The sequence below is a fragment of the Pseudoxanthomonas sp. PXM01 genome (assembly GCF_014851815.1).
In the GTDB taxonomy this organism is placed as follows: Bacteria; Pseudomonadota; Gammaproteobacteria; order Xanthomonadales; family Xanthomonadaceae; genus Pseudoxanthomonas_A.
Genome location: NZ_JACVAJ010000001.1, coordinates 339,600 through 359,811 on the forward strand (window position 1 = coordinate 339,600; position 20,212 = coordinate 359,811).

A 20,212-nucleotide genomic window follows, 5' to 3' on the forward strand; every position below is an offset into this window, starting at 1 on the left:
TCAAGCCTCGGGGCGGCGTCCCGGCCGCCCCTGGCTGCTCACGGCCTGTGCTGCGCGTAGGTGGACGTGGTGCCGTCATGACCGACGGCGAGCACCGTATACGCCTCGGCGTCGACGCCCTCGACCTCCATGCCCGGGGAGCCCATCGGCATGCCGGGCAGGACGAGGCCGTGGAGGCGTGGGCGTTCCCTCAGGAGCCGGCGGATGTCGGATGCCGGCACATGGCCCTCCACCACGTAGCCGCCGACCTCGGCCGTATGGCAGGACGCATGCTCCGGCGCGATGCCCAGGCGCTGCTTCACCCGGCCCATGTCGTCCTCGACGCGGTCGTCCACCTCGAAGCCCTCCTTGCGCAGGTGTTCCACCCACAGGTGGCAGCAACCGCAGTACGCATCCCGGTGCACGGTGATGCGCGGCCGGGTTTCCGCGGGCGGCGGCGATGCAGCGACGGCCGTGCTCACCGGCGACGGTATCGCCTGCGTACAGGCAGTGGCGACGGCGAGCAGCGCGATCGATGCGCCGCGGAGCAGGGGAGTGCGATATCGCATGGTGGCCTCCATCAGAACCAGAGCCTGACGCCCGCCACGAAGCGGGTGTCGCGGGGGGATTCGCCATCGGCGCGTCGATGGTCGGCGGTATCGCCAAAGACGCGTTCGTGCACCACGCCCACATACGGGGCGAAGCGACGGCGGATTTCGTAGCGGAGCCGCACCCCCGCTTCGATGCCGGAGACACCACGCCCGATGCCGTAGTCCGGATCATCCTTCGCCGCGATGTCCACCTCCACCAGCGGCTGCAGGACCAGGCGGTTGGTGATGCGCAACGTGTACTCGGCCTCGACGTTGGCGGCGACCTGGCCGTCTTCGCCGATGTACGCGGTCGCCGCAACTTCGAACCGGTAGGGCGCCATGCCCTGCACGCCGACGGCAGCCCAGGTACGCGCATCGCCGGGCTTGAAGTCGTGGCGGACACCCGCCACCACGTCCCACCAGGGCGAAACGCTGCGGCCATACAGCACTTCCAGGTCCGCGCTTTCGGTATGGCCGCCGATGCGTTCGCCTTCGCTGCGCAGCCACAGGCGATCGGTGTCGGTGCCGAACCAGGCGATGCCTTCCCAGGCCTGGCCGGTGCCTTCGTCGGCGTCCCAGGCTTCCAGCCGGTTGAAGGTCACCTTGTGGTTGAACGCCGGTGCGTGCTGCATGGCGTGGTGGTCGATGGCCGGGAACGCCGCCGCCAGATCGTCCGCAGTGATGGCGGGGATCGGCTCGCGCGGGGACGTCGCGATGGCCGCCGGTGCTGCATGCGACATCGCGCCATGGTCGTGCTGCGCGTGTTCGTCCTGCGTCGGCGAGGCCTGCGTTGTCGCGTCGTCGGTCGTGTGCTGCGCATGGTCGTGATGCTGCGCGAAGGCAGGCGCAGCCACACCGAGCGCGAAGGCAAGCGCGCCGGCGAGAGGGAGCGGGGCACGGGAGAAGGTCTTCATGCCTCGATCCTCACTTCCCGCATCATCCCGGCTTCCATGTGGTACAGCAGATGGCAATGGAACGCCCACCGTCCGAGCGCATCGGCACGCACGCGATAGCTGCGCCGAGTGCCGGGCGGCATGTCGATGGTGTGCTTGCGCAGATGGAAATCGCCGTCGGCATTTTCCAGGTCGCTCCACACGCCATGCAGATGGATCGGGTGCTGCATCATCGTGTCGTTGACCAGCACGATGCGCATGCGCTCGCCGTACTTCAGTTTCAACGGCTCGGCACTGGCGAATGGAATGCCGTCGAACGACCAGGCGAACTTTTCCATGTGCCCGGTCAGGTGCAGTTCGACGGTGCGGCCGGGTTCGCGACCATCGGGGTCGTCGAACAGGCTGCGCATCGCGCCATAGGTCAGCACCTGGCGGCCGTTGTCGCGCAGGCCGATGCCGGGATCGTCGAGCTTGGGTTCGCCGGCGGACGACTGCATGTCGATCAGCGGATTGCCGGTCTCGCTGGCGGGATGGTTCGGTGCGACCGATGCCGATGCATGCGCGCTATGGTCCATCGCAGCCATGTTCGCGCCACAGCCGCCTTCGCCCATCATCGCGCCACAGCCCCCTTCCATGCCCTTGTGGACGCCATGGCCCCCCATGTCATGGCCCATGTCGGCCATCGTCAGCAGCGGACGCGGGTCGCGTGCGGGAATCGGCGCTTCCAGCCCGTCGCGCACGGCCAGCGTGCCGCGCGCATAGCCGGTGCGGCCCATGTCCTGCGCGAAGAGGGTGAAGGCGTCCTGGCCCACCGGTTCGACGATCACGTCGAATGTCTCCGCCACGGCGATACGGAACTCATCGACGCTGACCGGGTGGATGTACTGTCCGTCGGCAGCGACGACGGTCATCTTCAGGCCGGGGATACGCACGTCGAAATAGGTCATCGCACTGCCGTTGATGAAGCGCAGCAGCACCCTCTCGCCCGGCTTGAACAGTCCGGTCCAGTTGCCGTCCGGCGCCGCGCCGTTCACCAGGTAGGTGTAGGTGTGCGCGTTGATGTCGGAGATGTCGGTGGGCGTCATCCGCATGCGCCCCCACATGCCGCGATCCTCGACGGTCTTCGCCAGCCCGTCGCGGCGCGCATCGCGCACGAAGTCCACCAGCGTGCGCTGGTAGTAGTTGTCGTGCTCCGGCATCTTCTTCGTCCGCCGGTACAGTGCCGCCGGATCGAGGTCGGTCCAGTCCGACAACAGCACGATGTGTTCGCGGTCGTAGTGGTACGGCGCCGGTTCGCGCGGATCGATGATCAGCGCGCCGTACAGACCGGCCTGCTCCTGGAACATCGAGTGGCTGTGGTACCAGTAGGTGCCCGACTGCTTCAGCTGGAAGCGGTACTGGAACGTCTCGCCCGGTGCGATGCCGTTGAAGCTCAGGCCGGGCACGCCGTCCATGTTCGACGGCAGCAGGATGCCGTGCCAGTGGATCGAGGTCATGTCGTGCAGCCGGTTGCTGACCCGGACGGTGACCGTGTCGCCTTCCCGCCAGCGCAGCGTGGGGGCGGGCAGGCTGCTGTTGACGGTGATCGCCGGCCGCGTGCGGCCGGTGATGTTCACCGGCATCGCGCCGATGCTCAGCGCGAAGTCGGTGCCGGCCACCAGCGCGGCACCGCCGCGTCGTGCGGGGGTCCCGGCGGAGGCGGGCATGCGGGCAAGGCCGAAGCCGAGTGCGACGCCGCCGGTCGCAAGGCCGGTAACGAACTGGCGGCGCGTAGGCCGGAACGCGCCCAGGCGCCCCGGTGTGGAGTCATCGTGTTTCATTCAAACCATCCTGTGCATCGACGGTACGACCGACTGCTGCCGATGTCGTCCGTCGTGGTCGTGGGACCGGTGCGCGTCAGGCGCTGTCCGGTCCTGCGGCAAGCCGCAGCGTGGCGGCGTCAGGCCGCCTGGATGGGAGGTCGATGACGGTGCGACAGGCGCACGGAGGCATGGACATCGGCACGGTAGACAGGTGCATCGGCTGACGGATACCGCGGTGCTCCCAGCGGAGCCAGCCAGGTCAGCGCGGGCGCATGCTGGGCACAGAACCCATCGCAATTGCCGGCCTTGCAACAATCGGGCAGGCCCGCATCGTCGTCGTGATGGTCGGCCGTGGATGCACCCGCGTGGTCCATCGCCATGTCCATGTCCTCGTGGCATGGCGGCATGTCGTCGTGGCCGGATTGTGCGGCCGCCGCCATGTCGCCCATCGCCATGCGCGTGGCGGCATGCGCATACGCCGTGCCGTTGAGCAGCAGCGCAAGGCAGAGCAGGGCACGGAGCAGGGTAGCGACGCGGGACATGCCACCATCATACGCCATGCCGCCGGACGTACCGTGGCGTAGGGATTCCGCGGCGGCGAGACGATCGTCCACGCTGCCAAGGGACGTGGCGACGCGATATCCTTGTCGCGTTATTGAAGACTCCGGACAACGTGGCGATCGCATGGCGGGCACGGTAATGACGAGCAAGGTGCCGGCGGGCGTCCCGACCGATTCCTCCCAGAAGGATTCCATTTCCACGCGCATCATCGTGGCGGACGTGGGCGGCACGTATGCACGGCTGGGCTGGATCGAGGCCGACGGCAGCAACGAGATCCGCGACTACCGGCGCTACGCTTGCGCGGAACACCCTGATCTCGCTTCTATCCTGCACGACTACGCCGCGGGCACCCCGTGCCACGGCGCGGTCGTGGCGATCGCGGGTGTGCTGGAAGGCGATCGCCTGATCAATTCCAACCTGCCGTGGGCCGTCTCGGTGGAACAGACGCGTGCCGGCGCGGGACTGGCGTGGGTACGGCTGATCAACGATTTCGAGGCCGTGGCCAATGCGGTTCCCACGCTGTCGCCGGACACGCTGTCACCGCTTACGCCAGCGACCGGCTCTGGCACGTCGTCACCGGCCCTGGTGATCGGTCCGGGCACCGGGCTTGGCGCCGCTGTCTGGATCGAGGGCCAGCCGCCGCGCGTGCTGCCGACGGAAGTCGGCCAGGCCTCGCTGGCCGCCGGCAACGCCCTGGAGCTGGATATCGTCCGTCGATTGCTGAAGGACCGTCCTTACCTGCACAACGAGCATGTGCTGTCCGGTCCGGGCCTGATGAACCTGTACCGGTGCCTGTGCGAACTTCGGGGCGAGACGCCCGTGCATGCGGATGCCGGCGCGCTGGTGGCTGCCGCGGACGCAGATGATCTTGCGAAGGAAACGCTGCAGACGTTCTCTGGCTGGCTGGGCAGCGTCGTCGGCGACCTGGCGATCATCTTCGGTGCGCGGGTCGTCTATCTCGCCGGCGGCGTGACTGCGCACATTCCACAGTTCCTGCACGACGGGCGCTTCCTGCAGCGTTACCTCAACAAGGGCGTGATGACCGAGCAGTTGGAGCGGGTGCCAGTGTGGCGGGTGGAGCATGGGCAGCTGGGCCTGGCGGGCGCGGTGGCTTGGTATCGGCAGAACCGCGCTGGGATCTGATCTGTCCTGCACGGCGTCTTGTACATAATAGGCATTATGCGAAATTGCGCATTTCATCCGTTATGTAGTGCATTGTCGGTGTCGTTAGTTGCTGTCCCCTGACATTAGTTCGTGCTTCTCATTGATTCTATTGGGGCCGCAAACTCACTTCTAACTTTGGTTGCTGTCCCATCTGGCACTAGTTGGTGTCCGGGAGCATGCTCCGTCGAAAGCCCGCGACCAGGGGCCTTCTGGTTCTACGCGTACCATCGACCCCGCAGAACCTCGTTGCATTTCCAAGCAATGCTCCCGAAGTGCCAGACTGCCATGGCCATCCAACTCAGGCCGAGGGAAAGTAGCCAGCCCTGCCAGCCCCACGCTGTTAGGGACAGGGAGTTGGCTATTCGTAGGTAGTCCGGCACAGCTTGAGCCAACACGTAGCCGTAGTAAGCCGTGATCAAAAACGACGGAGCTCCGAGAACTACCAGCAGCCAATCTGGCATCTGCTCATATTTGTCGTAACGCTTGCGGCGCTTCCACAATGAATGAACGCGCCTGAGGGTTTTGAAGTTCAAATCAACCTCTTTGTTGGTTCTCAAAACGACATCATGCCATCACGTGTCTCACCCGCTGCGACGCAATGAGAGCGCTAGCCTGGAACGGTTACCCGTCGTAGAAAAGCTCATTGCGTGCGGGCGGGCTTATCACGACGCTTGGTGGTTCTTGGCTTGGCCGGTGCCAGCGCAGCGCGAACAACGGATGGCAGATCTTGGAGTGCAGCAAGTTTGGCCTGCAGCGCATCCGCCCTCGTCCGTTGGGTGACGGCCTGCTGGTTTGCGGTCGCAAGTTCCCGCGCGGCTCGCTGGCTGTGGCTCGACCGCTCTTTCTCTAGCCGAGCGTGGGCTTTAGTGACCTCGTTCAACTGGAGTTTGAGTTCCCTAGTCTCTAGTCGTGTGCGGTCGATTTCCTGGTGTGCTCGATCCTCGACGGCGCGGATATGCTGGGTAAGTTGCTCTCGCTCGGCTTGGGTGGTGGTCAATTGGTGATGCAACTGTTGCTGGAGCGCGAGGCCGGCTTCGCGGGCTTGATCGGCCAGCAGTAGTGCCGCGTCTCGTTGCTGGCTGGTCTCGGCGATCTGAGCCTGTAGCTGGGCCACCAAACGCTGTAACTCCCGTGCCTGCGTAAGGGAGAGCTGCTCCGCATGGCGCGCTGCCTCCAGTTGATCTTCAAACTCGCGGGCGCGCGCGATCAGCGCAACGTTTTCCTCTTGCAACTCGGCGCGTGCTGCTTGCAGGGCAGATCGATCCTTAGCCAAGGCGTTGTCTGCCAGTTCCCGACCGCTGGCCACGGCGAGCGCCCACCACTGCCCTGCCAAGGCCGTTACAGCCTCGGGCGCCTCCGGCACCTGCAGATCTAGCGTCTGCCCATTCAAACGCGACCCTAGTCGCTGCCACCAGGTTTCCAGCCAGCGAGTAACCGTATTTGGCGAGCCTGTGCCTAGATGAGCCCGTATCCGCTCCACCGTGGGACGCTCGCCTTTCACTACAAGGTCATCTGCAGCGGTGTGGACATCGGTTTCGGTAATGCCTCGTGCCATGAAGTGCCTCCTCGATCTCCGCCCTGCCCCGTTGAATACGTACTCACGATAAGTGATGATTATCGCTAGTAGATGCCCTATTTCATAACGTACATTACATAGTATGAAGCGAAATAGCACATTGCCCACCGTGGCTGCGACGGCCGCGAGCCTGGTGCTCCCCGAGCAACTTGCCCAACAGGCCGCCGACGCAGTGCGTGAACTGCTCGCCGAAGCGGCTGCGGCCAACACCACCCGCAGCTACGCCACCGCCCTGCGCTATTGGGCCGGTTGGCACCAGGCCCGCTACGGCGTGGAGCTGGCCTTGCCGGCCAGCGAGGCTGCGGTGATCCAGTTCCTGGTCGACCACATCCAGCGCAAGAACAAGGCCGGTCTCGTCAGCGAACTGCCGTTGGCGATCGATCGGGCGCTGGTGGCGGCGGGACTCAAGGCCAAGGTCGGACCCTTGAAACTGTCGACGGTGGTTCAGCGCGTCGCGGTGCTGTCCACGGCGCACAAGCTCAAGCGTCTGGCCAACCCGTGCGAGTTGCCAAGCGTACGAACGCTGCTGAGCCGAGCCCGCCGCGCCGCGGTCAAACGCGGCGAGGGCCCAGCAAAGAAGACCGCCATCACCCGCGCCGAGCTGGAAGCCATGCTGGCTATCTGCGACGACAGCCTGGAGGGCCGGCGCGACCGTGCCCTACTCTGCTTCGGATTTGCCAGTGGCGGGCGCCGGCGAAGCGAGATCGCCGCCGCGGACATGCGAGACCTGCGCAAGGTTGGCGAGGACGGCTATATCTACCGGCTGGAGTATTCCAAAACCCAACAGGCCGGGGTTACGGTTGATTCGACCCCAGACAAGCCGATTCTGGGGCGCAGCGCCAATGCGCTGGCCGCTTGGCTTGAAGCTGCAAAGATCCACGAGGGAGCGATCTTTCGGCGGATTTGGAAGGGGCGGGTCGGGCCTGCCCTCCTCCCTGGCTCGGTGGCCGCGATCGTGAAGCGACGGGCCCGCTTGGCGGGGCTTGAGGGGGACTTTGGAGCACACAGCTTGCGCTCCGGGTTCGTAACCGAGGCCGGCAAGCAAGGTGTGCCACTGCCTGCCGTGATGGCGATGACTGAGCACCGCTCTGTGGCGAGCGTGATCGGCTACTTCCAAGCCGGCGCTGCAGAGGACAATCCGGCAGCCCGACTTCTGAAGTAGTTAAGAGCCAGCACACGCGACATTCGCGTGGATGGATGAATCCAGAAACTTGGAGGCGTCAGAACTCCGAGTCGACCGACAGGCACACCCCTGCTTGAAGTCGAGCTGCGTTCTCGGCGGTGCCATCATCTAGGAGTTTGGTTCCGCGCGACACCTGCACGATCTTCGCTCATCCAGCGCTTCACTTCTTCAACGTTGTCAACTACGACGTGCTGCGTGGCCGGATTGTCTGAAACCACTAGTTCTTGCAAGTTCAAGTGGCGCAATGTGTAGAAGAGCATCGCTTTACGGCACTCGAGCACACATCGATCCTCTTTCATGCCGTAGTCGCGCATCACGGCTTGCCGCTGCAGCGGGCTGAGATCTGGATGAGGCTTCAAACAGACTGCCACGGTTGTGTTCCAGCCAACATCCGACTCGGGGTCGATCAGCTCTGAGCTCTCCACAGTTCTCTCAATAGACAGTCGGCCGATCGCAAAATCTCTGAACAGCTGCCGCGTATGACACCACGCGCGAACATGCCATCTCAGTCCATCAAAACCGACCGCATGCGGGGTCAGCAGCCAGTAGCGCGGCTCGTGTGCATCCATGGATTGATAGGTCACCTGCAGAGTGTGGCGATCTCGTATTGCTCTCACGATCGTGGCCACTTCTGCACTATCAATGGTGCGAGCGGGCGTGGCGACCACACCGGTCGGTGGGACAAAGCCAATGAAGCTGTCTTCCTCGGCAATGACCCCGCGGGCTAAGCGGCTCAGTTCATCCAGGTACCGGGTGGCAACGGAGCGACCAAACTGCGGATCAAAGGTGGGAAGCGCAACGTAGGTGCGAAGCCTAGGGTCGTACTCCAGGTTCGCTGGCGCCATGGACTGGTACAGGGCCAAGTCGGCCGATGCCTGCGGGACCGAGATATCGAAGAAAGCGATCAAGTCTTTGCGGTTGATGCGCCCGTCGTATTGGAGCCTGACATCAATGAAGGCCAGCCGACGTGCTTGGCCCCATCGGGGCCTATCTGTGGCCAAATCTGACGTGGAGGTCATGTAATCGGTTCCAGCGGGACTTAGTCTAGGCTATCATGCGAATAGTTACTTGACGATAAAGAAACTATTCGAATAGGCTGTGAGCAATCCCCAGACTATGCGGTCCCGCCCCCATGACTCGTTTCTCAAACGACCGCCTAGTGGCCCTGCTCAGGGAGATCGAACTGCCTGACCGGGCGTACGAGAAGGCCGAATCCCGCTATCAGAGCCTGGCACAGTGGTTTTCACGTCCCGGCTCGGAGCTGCAGCCGTACGACGCCCACCTGTTTGTCCAAGGCTCGTTCGCTCTGGGCACCTCCGTGCGGCCCGTCAGTCCGGAAGAAGAGTACGACCTGGACTTCACCTGCAAGCTGCGCCGCGGCGTGACGCGCCAGACCCACTCACAGGCCGACTTGAAGGCCCTGCTCGGTCGCGAGATGGCGGCCTATCGCATCGCCCAGCAAATCCAGAAGCCGCTTGAACCCAAAACCCGCTGCTGGCGGCTGAGCTACGAGGATGCGATGCCATTTCATATGGATGTCGTGCCCGGCCTGCGTGCGGACGATGTGCGTCGCAAGTACCTGAGCAACCGCATGCTGAGCCAGACCCTTCCGATGGCGCTGGCCGAACAAATCGCGCGGCGTGCGCTCTGGATCACCGACGACACGCTAAGCACCTACCGGCAGATCAGCGACGACTGGCCATCCAGCAATCCAGGCGGCTATCAGCAGTGGTTTCTCTCGCGCATGCAGCACGAGGACCCGTCCAAGATCCTCGCCAAGGCACATGTGGATCCCATGCCGGTATACCGAGGCAAGTCACCTCTGCAGCAGACAGTGCAGCTGCTCAAGCGCCATCGGGACGTCCAGTTCTCCGATGATCCCGATCTGAAGCCCTCCTCGATCATCATCACCACGATCGCCGCGCATGCCCATGTTCCGGGCGATGACCTGACCACCTCGCTGCATCGAGCGCTGGCAGCGCTCGAACAGGTCAGAGCATCCGACATCAACAACATCCTCAACCCGGTTGAGCCGGATGAAGACTTCGCCGATCGCTGGCGCCGGGCGGACCTGAGGCACCTCAATCTCAAAGCCCACTTCCACGACTGGATCAGTGCAGCGCGCAGCGCATTCCAGCGCTACCTGACGCAGGAGGTACCCCAGCGCCTGTTGGATAGCGCATACGATGACTTCCGGGTAGGAATGTCGGGTGATACGGCACGGGCGCTCACCGGCGCCTCTGTCGTCGTGCCTTCAGCCCCGACCAAGGTCGCCCTGGCCACCACGCCTGCAGCGCCGTGGGCTGAGTAATGCCATGCACTTCCGGGAGTCCGACATCGTGCAGGGGCTGGAGAAGTGGTCCCGCTTGCGGCGGCGTCCCAGTCGTGACGCGTCCATCGCAGTCCTTGAGGGCGAGATCTTCTTTGAGCTTTCACCGGCAGGTAAACCGACGGTGCAAGACACCTACCGAGTTCGATTGGAAATCCCGACCGAGCCCGGCGCCAAGCTCCCGGTCGCACAAGAAGTTGGGGGGCGGATTCCGCACGGGTTGGACAGCCACAATCCGGGAGGGCGTTTGTGCCTGGGCTCTCCGCTCCGGCTGCTGACGCTGCTGGGTCAAGCCCCCAGTCTCAATACCTACATTGAGCAGTGCGTCGTGCCCTTTCTCTATGCCCACACGCTGCGGGAACAGGGGCATGACTATCCGTTCTCCGAACTGGCGCACGGTACGGCGGGACTTGTAGATGATTACGTCCAGCTGTTCGGTTTGAAGGGCGGCCATCAAGTGCCCAGCGCTCTGCATGCGCTAAGCCTGCGAAAACGCGTGGCCAACAAGCGGCCCTGCCCATGTCAGTGCGGAAAGCGCCTGGGTCGGTGCCGAACTCGCCACTACCTGGCGCCCTTCCGACACTTGGCACCGCGATGGCTCTATCGCTCAGAGCACACGGGCAGGAACTGGGGAGTAGCAGGCTGACATGAGCACAACATGGACGCGGTGGTCCCAGCACATTCTTGAGCACCTCGTTAGGTGGACAACGCGGCGCAGACACGGCGGCCGTGTGCTGCTGAAGACGGGGGTCATGATCGTATTAGCCACCTTTGCCGGCGGCTACTCGCTTCAACTCAAACACCAGGCAACGCTTGGCAGCTGGACAGCGTGGCTGTCCACGGGCGAAGGCTTGCCCCTGGAGATGCTCAGGGTTGCCTTCTGGCTTGGGGTGGTGCTGATTGTCATCGGCACGCTATGGATGTGTATCAATGCTGCCGACGACCGCCGTAACGCCTCGCGTGCGACCGTTATTGCAGTTGAGCTTCGCGGCTTGGTGGACACCTCCGACACACCGCTCAACGCAGCGATCCCGCGACGGCTACCCGGTGCGCGCCTGTCGATCCTGCTGGATCTGCGCCCTCAGGCTCGTACAGGCGCGGCCGAGGCCGCCTTACAGGAGCTGTTGCGACTACCGGACTTGCTGCGCCTTACGCGCGTAGATCGCCCTCGTGAGTTGACGCAACTAGTGGTTGGAGGTGTGGTGCAAGTGCCCTTCCTCTTTGCCGCAGGCATGCTGCTCGACGATGAAGGTGCGATTCTCTCCATGGACTGGGATCGTCAGGGAAGTAGGTGGCGTGAGCTTGATGAGCCTGATGACGGAGAGCGCTTTGAAGTGAAAGGCTTGGAGAGCCTGCCTGAGAATTCACCTCGGATACTGGTCGCTGTCTCCGCTTCTTACTTGGTGGATCGCCGCGCGATCTCTGAAACTTTCTCAGAACTGCCTATGGTGACACTGGCATTGCCAGACCCGCGCCCCAATGTCCTTTGGTCTGCAGAAAAACAGGCGGCACTCTCCCAACAGTTCCTTGAACTTATGGCCATGCTCGCAAACCGCGCGGTGTCACGTGTTGACCTGGTGCTAGCCGCGCCGGCTTCCTTGGCCCTGCGCTTGGGGCGCGCCTATGACCTCAGAAACATGTCGAGTGTGTACTGTTACCAATATCAGAGGGACCATGCGCCACCCTATCCATGGAGCGTCAGCGCATCTCTGGGAGAACCTCTAAGGTTGACCTACACGCCCTCCAAGTGATCGCATCGGCATTCTGAGAAGTATTGTTCTAGGGTGGGAAACGGTATCGGTAAGGAAAATCTCATGCTCTACGCTCCGACATTTCAAGATTGCGCACTTGTCACCGATGACGCACTTCTGGCAGCGCAGGTATCCGCTCTCTTTACTCGTCAGGGATGCTACTTCCCGGTAATGGATGGGCCGCGGTTAGCGCGTGAGGACGCGGAAAACGAAACGATACGTCGACGAAACGCACTTGTTCTTTCTGGAGTGCAGCAAGTCTTGATCGGCGGCCTACCTAACGACGCGGCAGTAGCAATGGCGGTTGGCTGGCCGCGCTGTGCCCACCATGACGCATATCCGGATCTTAAGGCGATTGTTGGCGGGCGTAGTCGCTCAAGAGGATCGCTGCACTGGGGCAAGGACAACTTGGGCGTAGGCGTATATCAAGCGCGTCTGGCCTCATGCGAACTTGTAATCGACCTCGACTCCTCGCCAGAGATATCGTTGGTAAGCCGGGGCAAACATCTGCTTGTAGTGTTCGAGCGGGGCGATGCGTTGGCGGAAGTTATCGCCAGCAACATCGCTTTCGCTAGCAACGCTTCTTTCGTGACCATCCCAGAGTTGGCTGAGGAACTACATAATCATTGGATTGAGGATATATACGATCTTGGCGAGGGCGGCGAAGTAAGCACGCGCTTCAATGCCATTGTGGAACGTGCTCGACAACACGTTGGGACGCTGGAGCTTACGAGCTATGACTCCATTCTCTTTGTTACGGCCGGATTTCCTTGGGGAGTGATCGCTCCGCATACGGCCGTTACCCACATGTATCGCTACCCCGACTTTGGACGGTCTACGATCGAGGGCATCTGGGCTTCCCAAGGGCGGGCACGATCGACGCGTACTGCTTTGCTTGTCGACCCGGGTGCCGTCGAGGGCGCAGAGATGGTTGATGTAGCGCATGCCCTTCATGAACGAGGAGCATTGGTGCGTACGGTCAAGGGGGAAGAGGCCACTCCAATGATGGTGCAGTTTCTTTTTGACCTCGTCCCGTATGACGTCATCGTGATATCCAGCCATTCGGGAGACGCGCAGGGGCATCGGCTTACCTATGAGTTCCCGGACTTGGAAGGAAAGCACCGAACCCTGATCGTGGATCGCGCCCTAAGCTTTAGCTACGACCGATTCGAGGACATGTTTCGGGTAATGGAGTACTACCGCTTTCATTCATTGGATGGCGTGAGCTGGCGCGACAAAGCCGGCAAGGAGGCTTTACCGGTAGGCAGCGCTATGTTGGCCTGGCGAGATCTTGGTGGACTTGAGGGTCGCAATGAATACTTGGTAGCCAGCGAGGAGATCGGCCGCGTCCCTGGCTCAATGGGGATCCAGATGCATGGGGAGATCATGCTTTTCGCTTCTCATGCATTCGCAATGGGATCGGCCCCCCTCTTCTTCAACAACTCTTGCTGGTCGTGGCATGAATTGAGTATGCGCGCCACGTTCGCAGGTGCACGTGGCTACATTGGAAGCCTTTATCCGGTCTTGGATCCTGAGGCTCAAGATGTTGCGCGAGCACTTTTCGCATCGCCTTCTGACGTTGCGATTCCGGTAGCGCTGTGGCGAGCTCAGCAGGATGTTTACGGAAGCACTTCACGTCGCCCCTATGTAATGGTCGGGCTTCCGTATCTTTCGCTTCCTCGCAATGAGGCCGATTCTATAGCCTTTCTGCATAAGGCTTATCGAAGCGGGCGCGCCGCATGGACAGCCAAGGCGCAGGAGTCTGAGCACGAGGACGTGCGACGCAATGCAGCTCGATACGAGAGGTTTCTTCGGGAAGATGAAGCCCGGTTCCACAATCAAGTCCGCGCTTTTGGCTTGAGCGTCAACACTGAATCGCTATTCTTCTCGTAAGTCCCGTCTACTACTGTCCCCTACCCTCGATAAATCTCCCTAATTCCCCTGAGTCGATCTGAGCTCCTGGCTAGAAGCAGCTATACGAAGTTGGCAATCACAGAGCCAAAACTGATCCTCCGACCACTCTCCAGCCGATAGCAGTGGCGACCCAGAAGCGACAGTACTGAAAGTCGCCTGAGAATTCGGTCCCATCGAACTTTCCAGCGAGACTGGCGTTCACTAGCGTTACAGCTGACGAACCGTGCATGACTACCTCGACAGATCGCCACTCAGCCTTTGTCAATTTCTGTCGCCCAGACCTGTGAAGATTCAGATCATCCTCCTTTTTGAAGACGTCGCCGGATGGTCCCACAAAGATCAGCCCATCCGCGATCAACGAATCTAGAGCAGCTACATCGCTTGCAAGCATCGCACCACGCAATGCTTCTTCCAGTTTCCTGACCGTCGATTCCATAACAATTCCTCAATAGGCCTCTGCCTGCATGAAATGCGCAAACCAATACTAGCCTCCAATCAGCCCTGAAGCTGTGCCTGCGATGTCTCGCAGCTGGGCTGGACGAGTTCGCAAGGCGAATCCCGCCAGACCTCAAGTGGTCGACCACACCGTCGCTGTTACACAGAAGCACGAGGCTGCCTGCGTTGAGGCCGTACTCCTCGCGCTTCTCAGCGTATACAGAGGCGACTAAGAAGCCGGCCTGACCCGTGGCGCCAGAAGGAGTCGATGTCAGTCTAGCGATGGCAAGCGATACGACTGGACCCGATTCAAGCTGCGGTTCGTCGATCAGCATGCCAGGTCGACTTTGAAACGCGTCACACGGATCGCGTGGTCCCATGCGAGGCTTCTTCCTGAAGCCACTGGCAGAACGCGTCGACGGTGGCATCCGCTGTCCGCCCGGCCTGTCGGACCACCCAAAATCGGTAAGCGTTCTCCGATGTCGGCTCGAACGGTCGGACAAGACGTCCCTGGCGAAGATCTTCTTCCACCAAGGGCGCAACGCCCATCGCGACGCCGTGTCCGGCAATGGCAGCCTCCTGTGCGAGATAGATACTGGCGAATACGGGACCACGGCGCGCGTCGACAGTGTCGGCGCCGGCGACCTTCAGCCAGTCGGACCAGGACGGAACACCGGGTCGGCCACGCGCACTCTCGTCGTGCAGTAGCGTGTGATGCCGAAGATCTGTCGGCCGATTGAGCGGCGGCGAGCCTTCTGCGAGCAACGAGGGCGCGCATACCGGAAACACTGGTGCATCCATCAAAGCTTCATAGCGAACGTCTGCATAACCGCCAGGTCCGTACCGAATCCCGACATCGAAGCCCTCACGTACGAAGTCAACGTGCCCGTCACTGGTGACGACACGCACCCGAATATCGGGCCGCGTGCGCTGGAAGCGATGCAGTCGCGGCGCCAGCCACTTCGCCGCCAAGGATTCCATTGTCGTCACCTGCAAGTCCGTCGATGCCCCTGACGTAGCACGATCCAGCGCCACATCCAGCTTCCCGAGCAGTTCTCCTACCGTGTCGGCCAATGCCTGCCCTTCCGGCGTCAACACGACCGAGCGGTGATTCCTCTGAAAGAGCGCGGTGCCCAGATAAGCCTCGAGGTGCTTGATCTGGTGACTGACGGCGGCCGGCGTCACGAACAGTTCCTGGGCCGCCACATTGAAACTAAGGTGGCGCGCAGCGGCCTCGAAGGTTCGCAGGGCATTAAGAGGTGCGGCGTGGCGTCGTTTCACGAGCATTCCTACAGCGCAAGTCCGAGCATCGTATCGCATTAGTTTTTATAACGCGAAGTTGAGAATAACTCGTTTGCCGCAGCGTCTCCGCTTGCCCACGATGCGGACATCCTGACAATGGCTTCCGTCGTGCGAATCGAAAACCTATGTGCTGACGTAATGATGTTCGTGGGTGATGCTTACGAATCCGTGGCTACCGCTTTCATTGACGGCAGCAAAGTACTCCTCATCGACGCGTTGGGGAGCGAAGAAGATGCGCGCTGGCTGCGCGCCGTGCTCTGCGACCAGATGGGAATCACCGTACACCTGGTCGCCACCACCCACTTCATGAGCGACCACATGGCCGGGCTCACGCAGTTCCCCGGCGCACTGGTCATTGCCCACCCACATTACCGTCATACCTTCCTTTCGCAGAATCAGCCTGTTGCCGCGTTCTACCGGGAGCCGAACCTGATTCTCGACAACATGGTCCTGCAGTGGGGCCGGCACCAACTCCACTTCGTGTTCAATCCCGGCAAGACGATGGACCACTTCAGCGTTGATGTGCCGACGGCGGACCTCGCTTTCGCGGGCGACAACATCGTCGGCAACATCGTCTACCTGTCGAAAGCCGATCCTGTGCTGCAGCGTACTGCCATCGGTCGCATCCGCACACTTGGAAGAAGCAGGATAGTGGGTGGCCACATTGGTGCGTTCGATGCCCCGGTGCTCGACAACGCATTGCATTATCTCGAACGTATCCAGGAAAGCGTAGTACGCATTCGCATGGATTCTCCCGCGGCAGAGGTACCGCATCGGATCGCATCGATCCGGATAGAGGACTGCGTGGAATCGCATGTGCAACCGACGCCGTTCGAGCGGGAATGGCACGCGCATAACCTGGACGTCATCGTCTCCCAGTCCATCTTCACGCTGGACGCATCGCTCACGTCCATGAGGTCCGCCGCATGAAGGGCAAGAGCGGGCTACCGGCTGACGAAAGCCGCCGGCGTATTCTCCTCCGTTTCGCAGGTGCATCGGCCACCGCGTTGCTTCCTGCATCGCTCTTGGCTTCTCCGCGGGCGACCCTGCGCGCCCAGCGCCTGGCGTGGGCGGGTATCCGCTTGCAGCTTCCGGATGCGACTCTCCTTATCGATCCTCTGGTGAACCAGGACGCCTGGGGCGCCGCACTACCGGACACGCTGATATCCGTGGACAACACAGTGGGCGACACGAGCGTGCTGATCACCCACTCCCACTCGGATCACTTCGATATCGGGGCAGCAAGATCGGCACTGCGTCGAGGCGGCGTGTTGGCGCATCCGGCCGGCATTCCGCCTTTGTCGCTACCTGACGGTGTACGCGCGCGACCCAGCCCACTATGGGAGCCCCAACTACTGGGCAACTTCACCGCCACGCCTGTTCCAGCGGCGGATGGCTATGGCGATACCCAGGTGTCCTGGGTCGTCAGCGCGGGGGGGAGGCGCATCTTCCACGGTGGCGACACGCTCTGGCACGGAAACTGGTGGCGCATCGGTCGTCAGTTCGGTCCATTTGATGCCGCCTTCCTGCCCGTCAACGGTGCGCGCTTCGGATGGCGCAAACCCGTAAGCGATCAACCTGGTGTACTGACCCCCGAACAAGCCGTCGCGGCGGCTGACATCCTGGGTGCGAGAATCCTTGTGCCGATCCACTACGGCGTAACTGGCATGAAAGAGTATGTCGAAGTCTCTGATCCGATCGGTGAACTGCACCGCGCGGCACGCAAGCGATCCATCCACATCCAGGAACTTGCACCCGGCGAATGGATGGAATGGGCGAGTTGACCCTGTACCCTGCCCACGGCGTCGCAAGTTGGCGCATCCGCTGAATAGTCTGCTGCCATGCTGGCGACTAGCCCAGCACAATTGGCGTCGTCAGACCGCGGCGCGGACAGCTATGCCCTCGCTCTTCAAAGCATAGGTCTGCGCATTGATGACCTGTCCGTCTTCGAGCGTGGCTTGAATGGGAACGCGTGCATAATCGTTCCCTTCGAACTCATCCAGGCGATGCCAGTGCGCTTGGAGTTCCGAAGAAGAAAAGACGAACCCTGTCACGACGTCATCGAACTCGCCGGCTTGGGACGGAACGATTCCTGGATAGCCCAGTTCCGCACCCCACCCCGCATCAACCAACTTACCGTGCACAGTCGCTTGCGCCCACGTACCGGAGACGCCTGCGAGAACGTGCTCATTGGGCTTTCCCGGCGCCAATGTGCCGTACACGAAAAGTTGATCGACCATAGCTTCTTCGAATGTTCTCGGCGAGATTGACAAGGAGATTGCTCGACATAAGAACGATCAGATGCGCATCTGATTGACTTCATCAGGCCACTCTTTGTACGCGAGTATGGCTGACTCACCGATCGGGCGGGTTGAATATCTTGATAGCAAGGCGTCGATCTGTCACAAGACGGATCGCGCGATTGTCCTCGCCCGGTATGATCAGGCCGCGCGCACGGCGCTCGGTGACATGCCCATGATCCGCTTGAACGCACGACTGAAAGAAGCCTCAGAGTCGTAGCCTAAACGCTCGGCCGCCACTGCCACCCGCATGCCTTCGTTCTGGATCCAGCGGCGAGCCTGGAACATTTTGACCTTGGCTACATAGCGGGCAGGCGTTTCGCCAACGGTACGGGTGAAAGCTTCGGCGAAACGTGAGCGCGAAGCGCCCATCAGTTCCGCCAGCGCGGGCACGTCCCAATCGCGCTGCGGCTCTGCATGGATCGCGGCGATAACCTTGCCGACCTTCGGGCATTGCACAGCGGCGATCCAGCCGGTGGAGTCGCTGCAGCCGCATTCGACCCAAGCGCGGATGATGCTAGCAGCGAGCACATCGGCAAGCCTGGCAAGGATGCCGCAGGCGCCAATCCTGTCGAGTGCGACCTCGCGTTCCATCGCGTCCAGCAATGCCGGGACCGCGGGGTCGCGGCTGACGAGCGCGCCGGCATGCATCAGGTCAGGCATCATCGCCAGTAGAGGATGCAGCGGATCCAAGTTGAAGCGCATCGCGCCACAGAACATCACGCTGTCGAGCGTGCCGGCAACGTGCGGTGCTTCGGGGGAACTGCCCTCGTTGAGCAGATACAGCTTGTCGGCAACCGGCTTGCGCGCCACTAAGGCGATGTCGACGGCGGGAACTTCCGGTGCGCTGGCCATGACGTGGTGGCTGCCGCGCGGCAGCAACACGGCATCGCCTGCCTGCAGCCGCTTCCACGGCATCTGAGGCGTCCACAGCCAGGCTTCCCCGCGGGCGACGAAATGGAAGCGCGCATCGCGCTGCGCGGGAAATGACAACGCCCACGGCTCGCGCAACACACAGCGGCCGTACTCGACGCCCTCCAGACGCAGATCAAGCAGTACCCGGGTCAGCAGGTCGCTCGGGCGCGGCACGATGGGGGCATGCAAGCGGGAGGAATCGTCAAGCATTGCGGTCTTTCCGGCATGGAAACGCCCGCATCCTACCCCTAACCTGCCCGGCCCCCCCTTATTGGCAGCTTGTCGTGGCCCAAACCGAGTGTTCTGTTTGCGATGTCTCTGTGGTGTCGGATCCCGCGCCCGCCCCCGCGCATTGGCCTGCCGTCGTTTCCCTGACGTTGGGCGTCTTTGGGCTGGTGACGGCCGAGTTCCTGCCGGCCAGTCTGCTGACCGCGATGGCGACCGATCTTGGCATCAGCGCGGGCGCCGCCGGGCAGACGGTCACAGCGACCGCGCTGATCGCCGCCGTGGCCGCGCCGTCGATCCCCCTGCTGACCGGAAAGCTCGATCGGCGTAGGGTCATGCTCGCGTTAACGGCGTTGCTGCTGGTGTCCAATGCCTTGTCGATATGGGCAGATGATCTGTGGACGCTGATCGGGGCACGCGTGCTGCTCGGCGTTGCGCTGGGCGGTTTCTGGTCGATGGCGGCGCCGCTGGCATTGCGCCTGGTGCCAGAAGCGCTGTTTCCGCGCGCCATGGCGTTGATCCTGTCGGGTGTGTCGGTGGCGACGGTCTGCGCGGCGCCGATCGGCGCATGGATGGGCGATGTCTTTGGCTGGCGCAGTGCATTCGTCGCCGCAGGCGCGATCGGTCTGGTGACGCTGGCCACGCAGTGGGCAACGCTGCCCTCGCTGCCCGCACAGGGCGGCGCCAATCTGCGCATGCTGGTGCACCTGATCGGCCGCCCGTCCGTGCGTACAGCGCTGCTGGCGGTACTGCTGGTGATCTCCGGCCATTTCGCCGGCTTCACTTACGTGCGGCCGCTGATGGAAAACGTCGCCCAGTTGCCGATCGGCGCGGTCTCGGCGGTGTTGCTCGGCTACGGTATTGCCGGTTTCTTCGGCAATCTGGCCGGCGGTTACGTGGCTGGCCGCAGCGAGCGCCTGGTGGTTGTGCTCGGCAGTGCGATGATCGCCGCGCTGGCGGCGGCCCTGCTGATGGCCGGCCAGTCGGCCGTGGTGACATCGGTGGCGATCATCCTGTGGGGATTCGCCTTCGCCGCCTTCCCCGTCGGCTTCCAGATCTGGATCGTGCGCGCCGCGCCCGACCAGGCTGAAAGCGCGAGCGGCCTGCTCGTAGCCGCGTTCCAGATTGCCATCGCCAGCGGCGCGGTGGGGGGCGGAGTGCTGGTGGACAGCGTTGGCGCGCTGGGCGCGCCCATGTTCGCGCTGGTGGCAATGTCGCTTGGCGCCCTGCTCACGCTGCGCTTTGGGCCGCGCGGCGCATCGCCCGTCGCCGTTTCGCAGACCCACTGACCGA

Annotated in this window: 18 protein-coding genes; 8 read left to right on the forward strand and 10 right to left on the reverse strand. The window is 62.4% G+C overall.

Annotated features, from left to right (window positions below; all coding sequences use genetic code 11):
* Positions 1 to 38 precede the first annotated feature (38 nt).
* From IB230_RS01570 to IB230_RS01585, 4 genes are all read right to left on the reverse strand, one after another.
* A complete protein-coding gene (locus IB230_RS01570) occupies positions 39 to 548 on the reverse strand; it encodes a DUF411 domain-containing protein (protein ID WP_225589122.1) in 510 nt (169 codons plus the stop codon).
* An 11-nt stretch (positions 549 to 559) separates the two neighbouring features.
* Complete coding sequence (locus IB230_RS01575; protein WP_192268069.1) at positions 560 to 1,483, reverse strand: copper resistance protein B; 924 nt, start codon at positions 1,481 to 1,483, stop codon at positions 560 to 562.
* On the reverse strand, positions 1,480 to 3,282 hold the full coding sequence (locus IB230_RS01580) for a copper resistance system multicopper oxidase (protein WP_192268071.1): 1,803 nt from the start codon (positions 3,280 to 3,282) through the stop codon (positions 1,480 to 1,482). The genes IB230_RS01575 and IB230_RS01580 overlap by 4 nt, the downstream gene beginning before the upstream one ends.
* Positions 3,283 to 3,401: 119 nt before the next feature.
* Entirely contained in the window at positions 3,402 to 3,806 is a 405-nt protein-coding gene (locus tag IB230_RS01585; protein WP_192268073.1) for a CopL family metal-binding regulatory protein, read from the reverse strand.
* Between the two features lie 157 nt (positions 3,807 to 3,963).
* Between IB230_RS01585 and IB230_RS01590 the strand changes: the two genes are divergently transcribed.
* Positions 3,964 to 4,968 (forward strand): glucokinase, encoded by a 1,005-nt coding sequence (locus IB230_RS01590; RefSeq protein WP_192271200.1) that lies wholly within the window; start codon positions 3,964 to 3,966, stop codon positions 4,966 to 4,968.
* 661 nt (positions 4,969 to 5,629) lie between these two features.
* Here IB230_RS01590 and IB230_RS01595 read toward each other — a convergent pair.
* Positions 5,630 to 6,544, reverse strand: coding sequence for a DNA-binding protein (locus IB230_RS01595; RefSeq protein WP_192268075.1), 915 nt, complete (start codon positions 6,542 to 6,544; stop codon positions 5,630 to 5,632).
* Between the two features lie 103 nt (positions 6,545 to 6,647).
* On the opposite strand from IB230_RS01595, the gene IB230_RS01600 reads away from it, so the two are divergent.
* Positions 6,648 to 7,727, forward strand: coding sequence for a site-specific integrase (locus IB230_RS01600; protein ID WP_192268077.1), 1,080 nt, complete (start codon positions 6,648 to 6,650; stop codon positions 7,725 to 7,727).
* Positions 7,728 to 7,852: 125 nt separating this feature from the next.
* Here the strand turns inward: IB230_RS01600 and IB230_RS01605 are convergent, their stop codons facing one another.
* Positions 7,853 to 8,767, reverse strand: a complete 915-nt coding sequence (locus IB230_RS01605) for a WYL domain-containing protein (RefSeq protein ID WP_225589123.1) — start codon at positions 8,765 to 8,767, stop codon at positions 7,853 to 7,855.
* 113 nt (positions 8,768 to 8,880) lie between these two features.
* On the opposite strand from IB230_RS01605, the gene IB230_RS01610 reads away from it, so the two are divergent.
* From IB230_RS01610 to IB230_RS01620, 3 genes are all read left to right on the forward strand, one after another.
* Entirely contained in the window at positions 8,881 to 10,059 is a 1,179-nt protein-coding gene (locus IB230_RS01610; RefSeq protein WP_192268079.1) for a nucleotidyltransferase, read from the forward strand.
* Between the two features lie 665 nt (positions 10,060 to 10,724).
* Entirely contained in the window at positions 10,725 to 11,828 is a 1,104-nt protein-coding gene (locus IB230_RS01615) for an SAVED domain-containing protein (protein ID WP_225589125.1), read from the forward strand.
* A 63-nt stretch (positions 11,829 to 11,891) separates the two neighbouring features.
* Complete coding sequence (locus tag IB230_RS01620) at positions 11,892 to 13,721, forward strand: hypothetical protein (RefSeq protein WP_192268083.1); 1,830 nt, start codon at positions 11,892 to 11,894, stop codon at positions 13,719 to 13,721.
* Positions 13,722 to 13,818: 97 nt separating this feature from the next.
* On the opposite strand, the gene IB230_RS01625 is transcribed toward IB230_RS01620, so the two are convergent.
* Both IB230_RS01625 and gcvA read right to left on the reverse strand, forming a co-directional pair.
* Entirely contained in the window at positions 13,819 to 14,178 is a 360-nt protein-coding gene (locus IB230_RS01625) for a nuclear transport factor 2 family protein (RefSeq protein WP_192268085.1), read from the reverse strand.
* Between the two features lie 356 nt (positions 14,179 to 14,534).
* The gene (gene gcvA, locus IB230_RS01630) at positions 14,535 to 15,458 is read right to left on the reverse strand and encodes a transcriptional regulator GcvA (RefSeq protein WP_192268087.1); all 924 of its coding nucleotides are present in this window, start codon (positions 15,456 to 15,458) and stop codon (positions 14,535 to 14,537) included.
* A 117-nt stretch (positions 15,459 to 15,575) separates the two neighbouring features.
* Here gcvA and IB230_RS01635 point away from each other — a divergent pair, with 117 nt between their 5' ends.
* Both IB230_RS01635 and IB230_RS01640 read left to right on the forward strand, forming a co-directional pair.
* Positions 15,576 to 16,409: an MBL fold metallo-hydrolase gene (locus tag IB230_RS01635; RefSeq protein ID WP_192268089.1), complete on the forward strand. Its 834-nt coding sequence runs from the start codon at positions 15,576 to 15,578 to the stop codon at positions 16,407 to 16,409.
* Positions 16,406 to 17,263 carry an MBL fold metallo-hydrolase gene (locus tag IB230_RS01640; RefSeq protein ID WP_192268091.1) on the forward strand — a complete coding sequence of 286 codons (858 nt, stop codon included), beginning with the start codon at positions 16,406 to 16,408 and terminating at the stop codon, positions 17,261 to 17,263. The genes IB230_RS01635 and IB230_RS01640 overlap by 4 nt, the downstream gene beginning before the upstream one ends.
* A 90-nt stretch (positions 17,264 to 17,353) precedes the next feature.
* Here IB230_RS01640 and IB230_RS01645 read toward each other — a convergent pair whose 3' ends face one another.
* The gene (locus tag IB230_RS01645) at positions 17,354 to 17,719 is read right to left on the reverse strand and encodes a gamma-glutamylcyclotransferase family protein (protein ID WP_192268093.1); all 366 of its coding nucleotides are present in this window, start codon (positions 17,717 to 17,719) and stop codon (positions 17,354 to 17,356) included.
* 201 nt (positions 17,720 to 17,920) lie between these two features.
* The gene (locus IB230_RS01650) at positions 17,921 to 18,904 is read right to left on the reverse strand and encodes an AraC family transcriptional regulator (protein ID WP_192268095.1); all 984 of its coding nucleotides are present in this window, start codon (positions 18,902 to 18,904) and stop codon (positions 17,921 to 17,923) included.
* On the opposite strand from IB230_RS01650, the gene IB230_RS01655 reads away from it, so the two are divergent.
* Positions 18,904 to 20,208 carry an MFS transporter gene (locus IB230_RS01655; protein WP_225589128.1) on the forward strand — a complete coding sequence of 435 codons (1,305 nt, stop codon included), beginning with the start codon at positions 18,904 to 18,906 and terminating at the stop codon, positions 20,206 to 20,208. The genes IB230_RS01650 and IB230_RS01655 overlap by 1 nt on opposite strands.
* The last annotated feature ends 4 nt before the right edge of the window (positions 20,209 to 20,212 follow it).

Bases quoted from the DNA above. Each gene is read 5' to 3' on its own strand.
- IB230_RS01580 (WP_192268071.1), bottom strand. From the start codon at position 3,282: ATGAAACACGATGACTCCACACCGGGGCGCCTGGGCGCGTTCCGGCCT.
- IB230_RS01570 (WP_225589122.1), bottom strand. From the start codon at position 548: ATGCGATATCGCACTCCCCTGCTCCGCGGCGCATCGATCGCGCTGCTC.
- IB230_RS01605 (WP_225589123.1), bottom strand. From the start codon at position 8,767: ATGACCTCCACGTCAGATTTGGCCACAGATAGGCCCCGATGGGGCCAA.
- IB230_RS01640 (WP_192268091.1), top strand. From the start codon at position 16,406: ATGAAGGGCAAGAGCGGGCTACCGGCTGACGAAAGCCGCCGGCGTATT.
- IB230_RS01625 (WP_192268085.1), bottom strand. From the start codon at position 14,178: ATGGAATCGACGGTCAGGAAACTGGAAGAAGCATTGCGTGGTGCGATG.
- IB230_RS01590 (WP_192271200.1), top strand. From the start codon at position 3,964: ATGACGAGCAAGGTGCCGGCGGGCGTCCCGACCGATTCCTCCCAGAAG.
- IB230_RS01600 (WP_192268077.1), top strand. From the start codon at position 6,648: ATGAAGCGAAATAGCACATTGCCCACCGTGGCTGCGACGGCCGCGAGC.
- IB230_RS01615 (WP_225589125.1), top strand. From the start codon at position 10,725: ATGAGCACAACATGGACGCGGTGGTCCCAGCACATTCTTGAGCACCTC.
- IB230_RS01575 (WP_192268069.1), bottom strand. From the start codon at position 1,483: ATGAAGACCTTCTCCCGTGCCCCGCTCCCTCTCGCCGGCGCGCTTGCC.
- IB230_RS01620 (WP_192268083.1), top strand. From the start codon at position 11,892: ATGCTCTACGCTCCGACATTTCAAGATTGCGCACTTGTCACCGATGAC.
- IB230_RS01595 (WP_192268075.1), bottom strand. From the start codon at position 6,544: ATGGCACGAGGCATTACCGAAACCGATGTCCACACCGCTGCAGATGAC.
- IB230_RS01635 (WP_192268089.1), top strand. From the start codon at position 15,576: ATGGCTTCCGTCGTGCGAATCGAAAACCTATGTGCTGACGTAATGATG.
- IB230_RS01645 (WP_192268093.1), bottom strand. From the start codon at position 17,719: ATGGTCGATCAACTTTTCGTGTACGGCACATTGGCGCCGGGAAAGCCC.
- IB230_RS01585 (WP_192268073.1), bottom strand. From the start codon at position 3,806: ATGTCCCGCGTCGCTACCCTGCTCCGTGCCCTGCTCTGCCTTGCGCTG.
- IB230_RS01610 (WP_192268079.1), top strand. From the start codon at position 8,881: ATGACTCGTTTCTCAAACGACCGCCTAGTGGCCCTGCTCAGGGAGATC.
- IB230_RS01650 (WP_192268095.1), bottom strand. From the start codon at position 18,904: ATGCTTGACGATTCCTCCCGCTTGCATGCCCCCATCGTGCCGCGCCCG.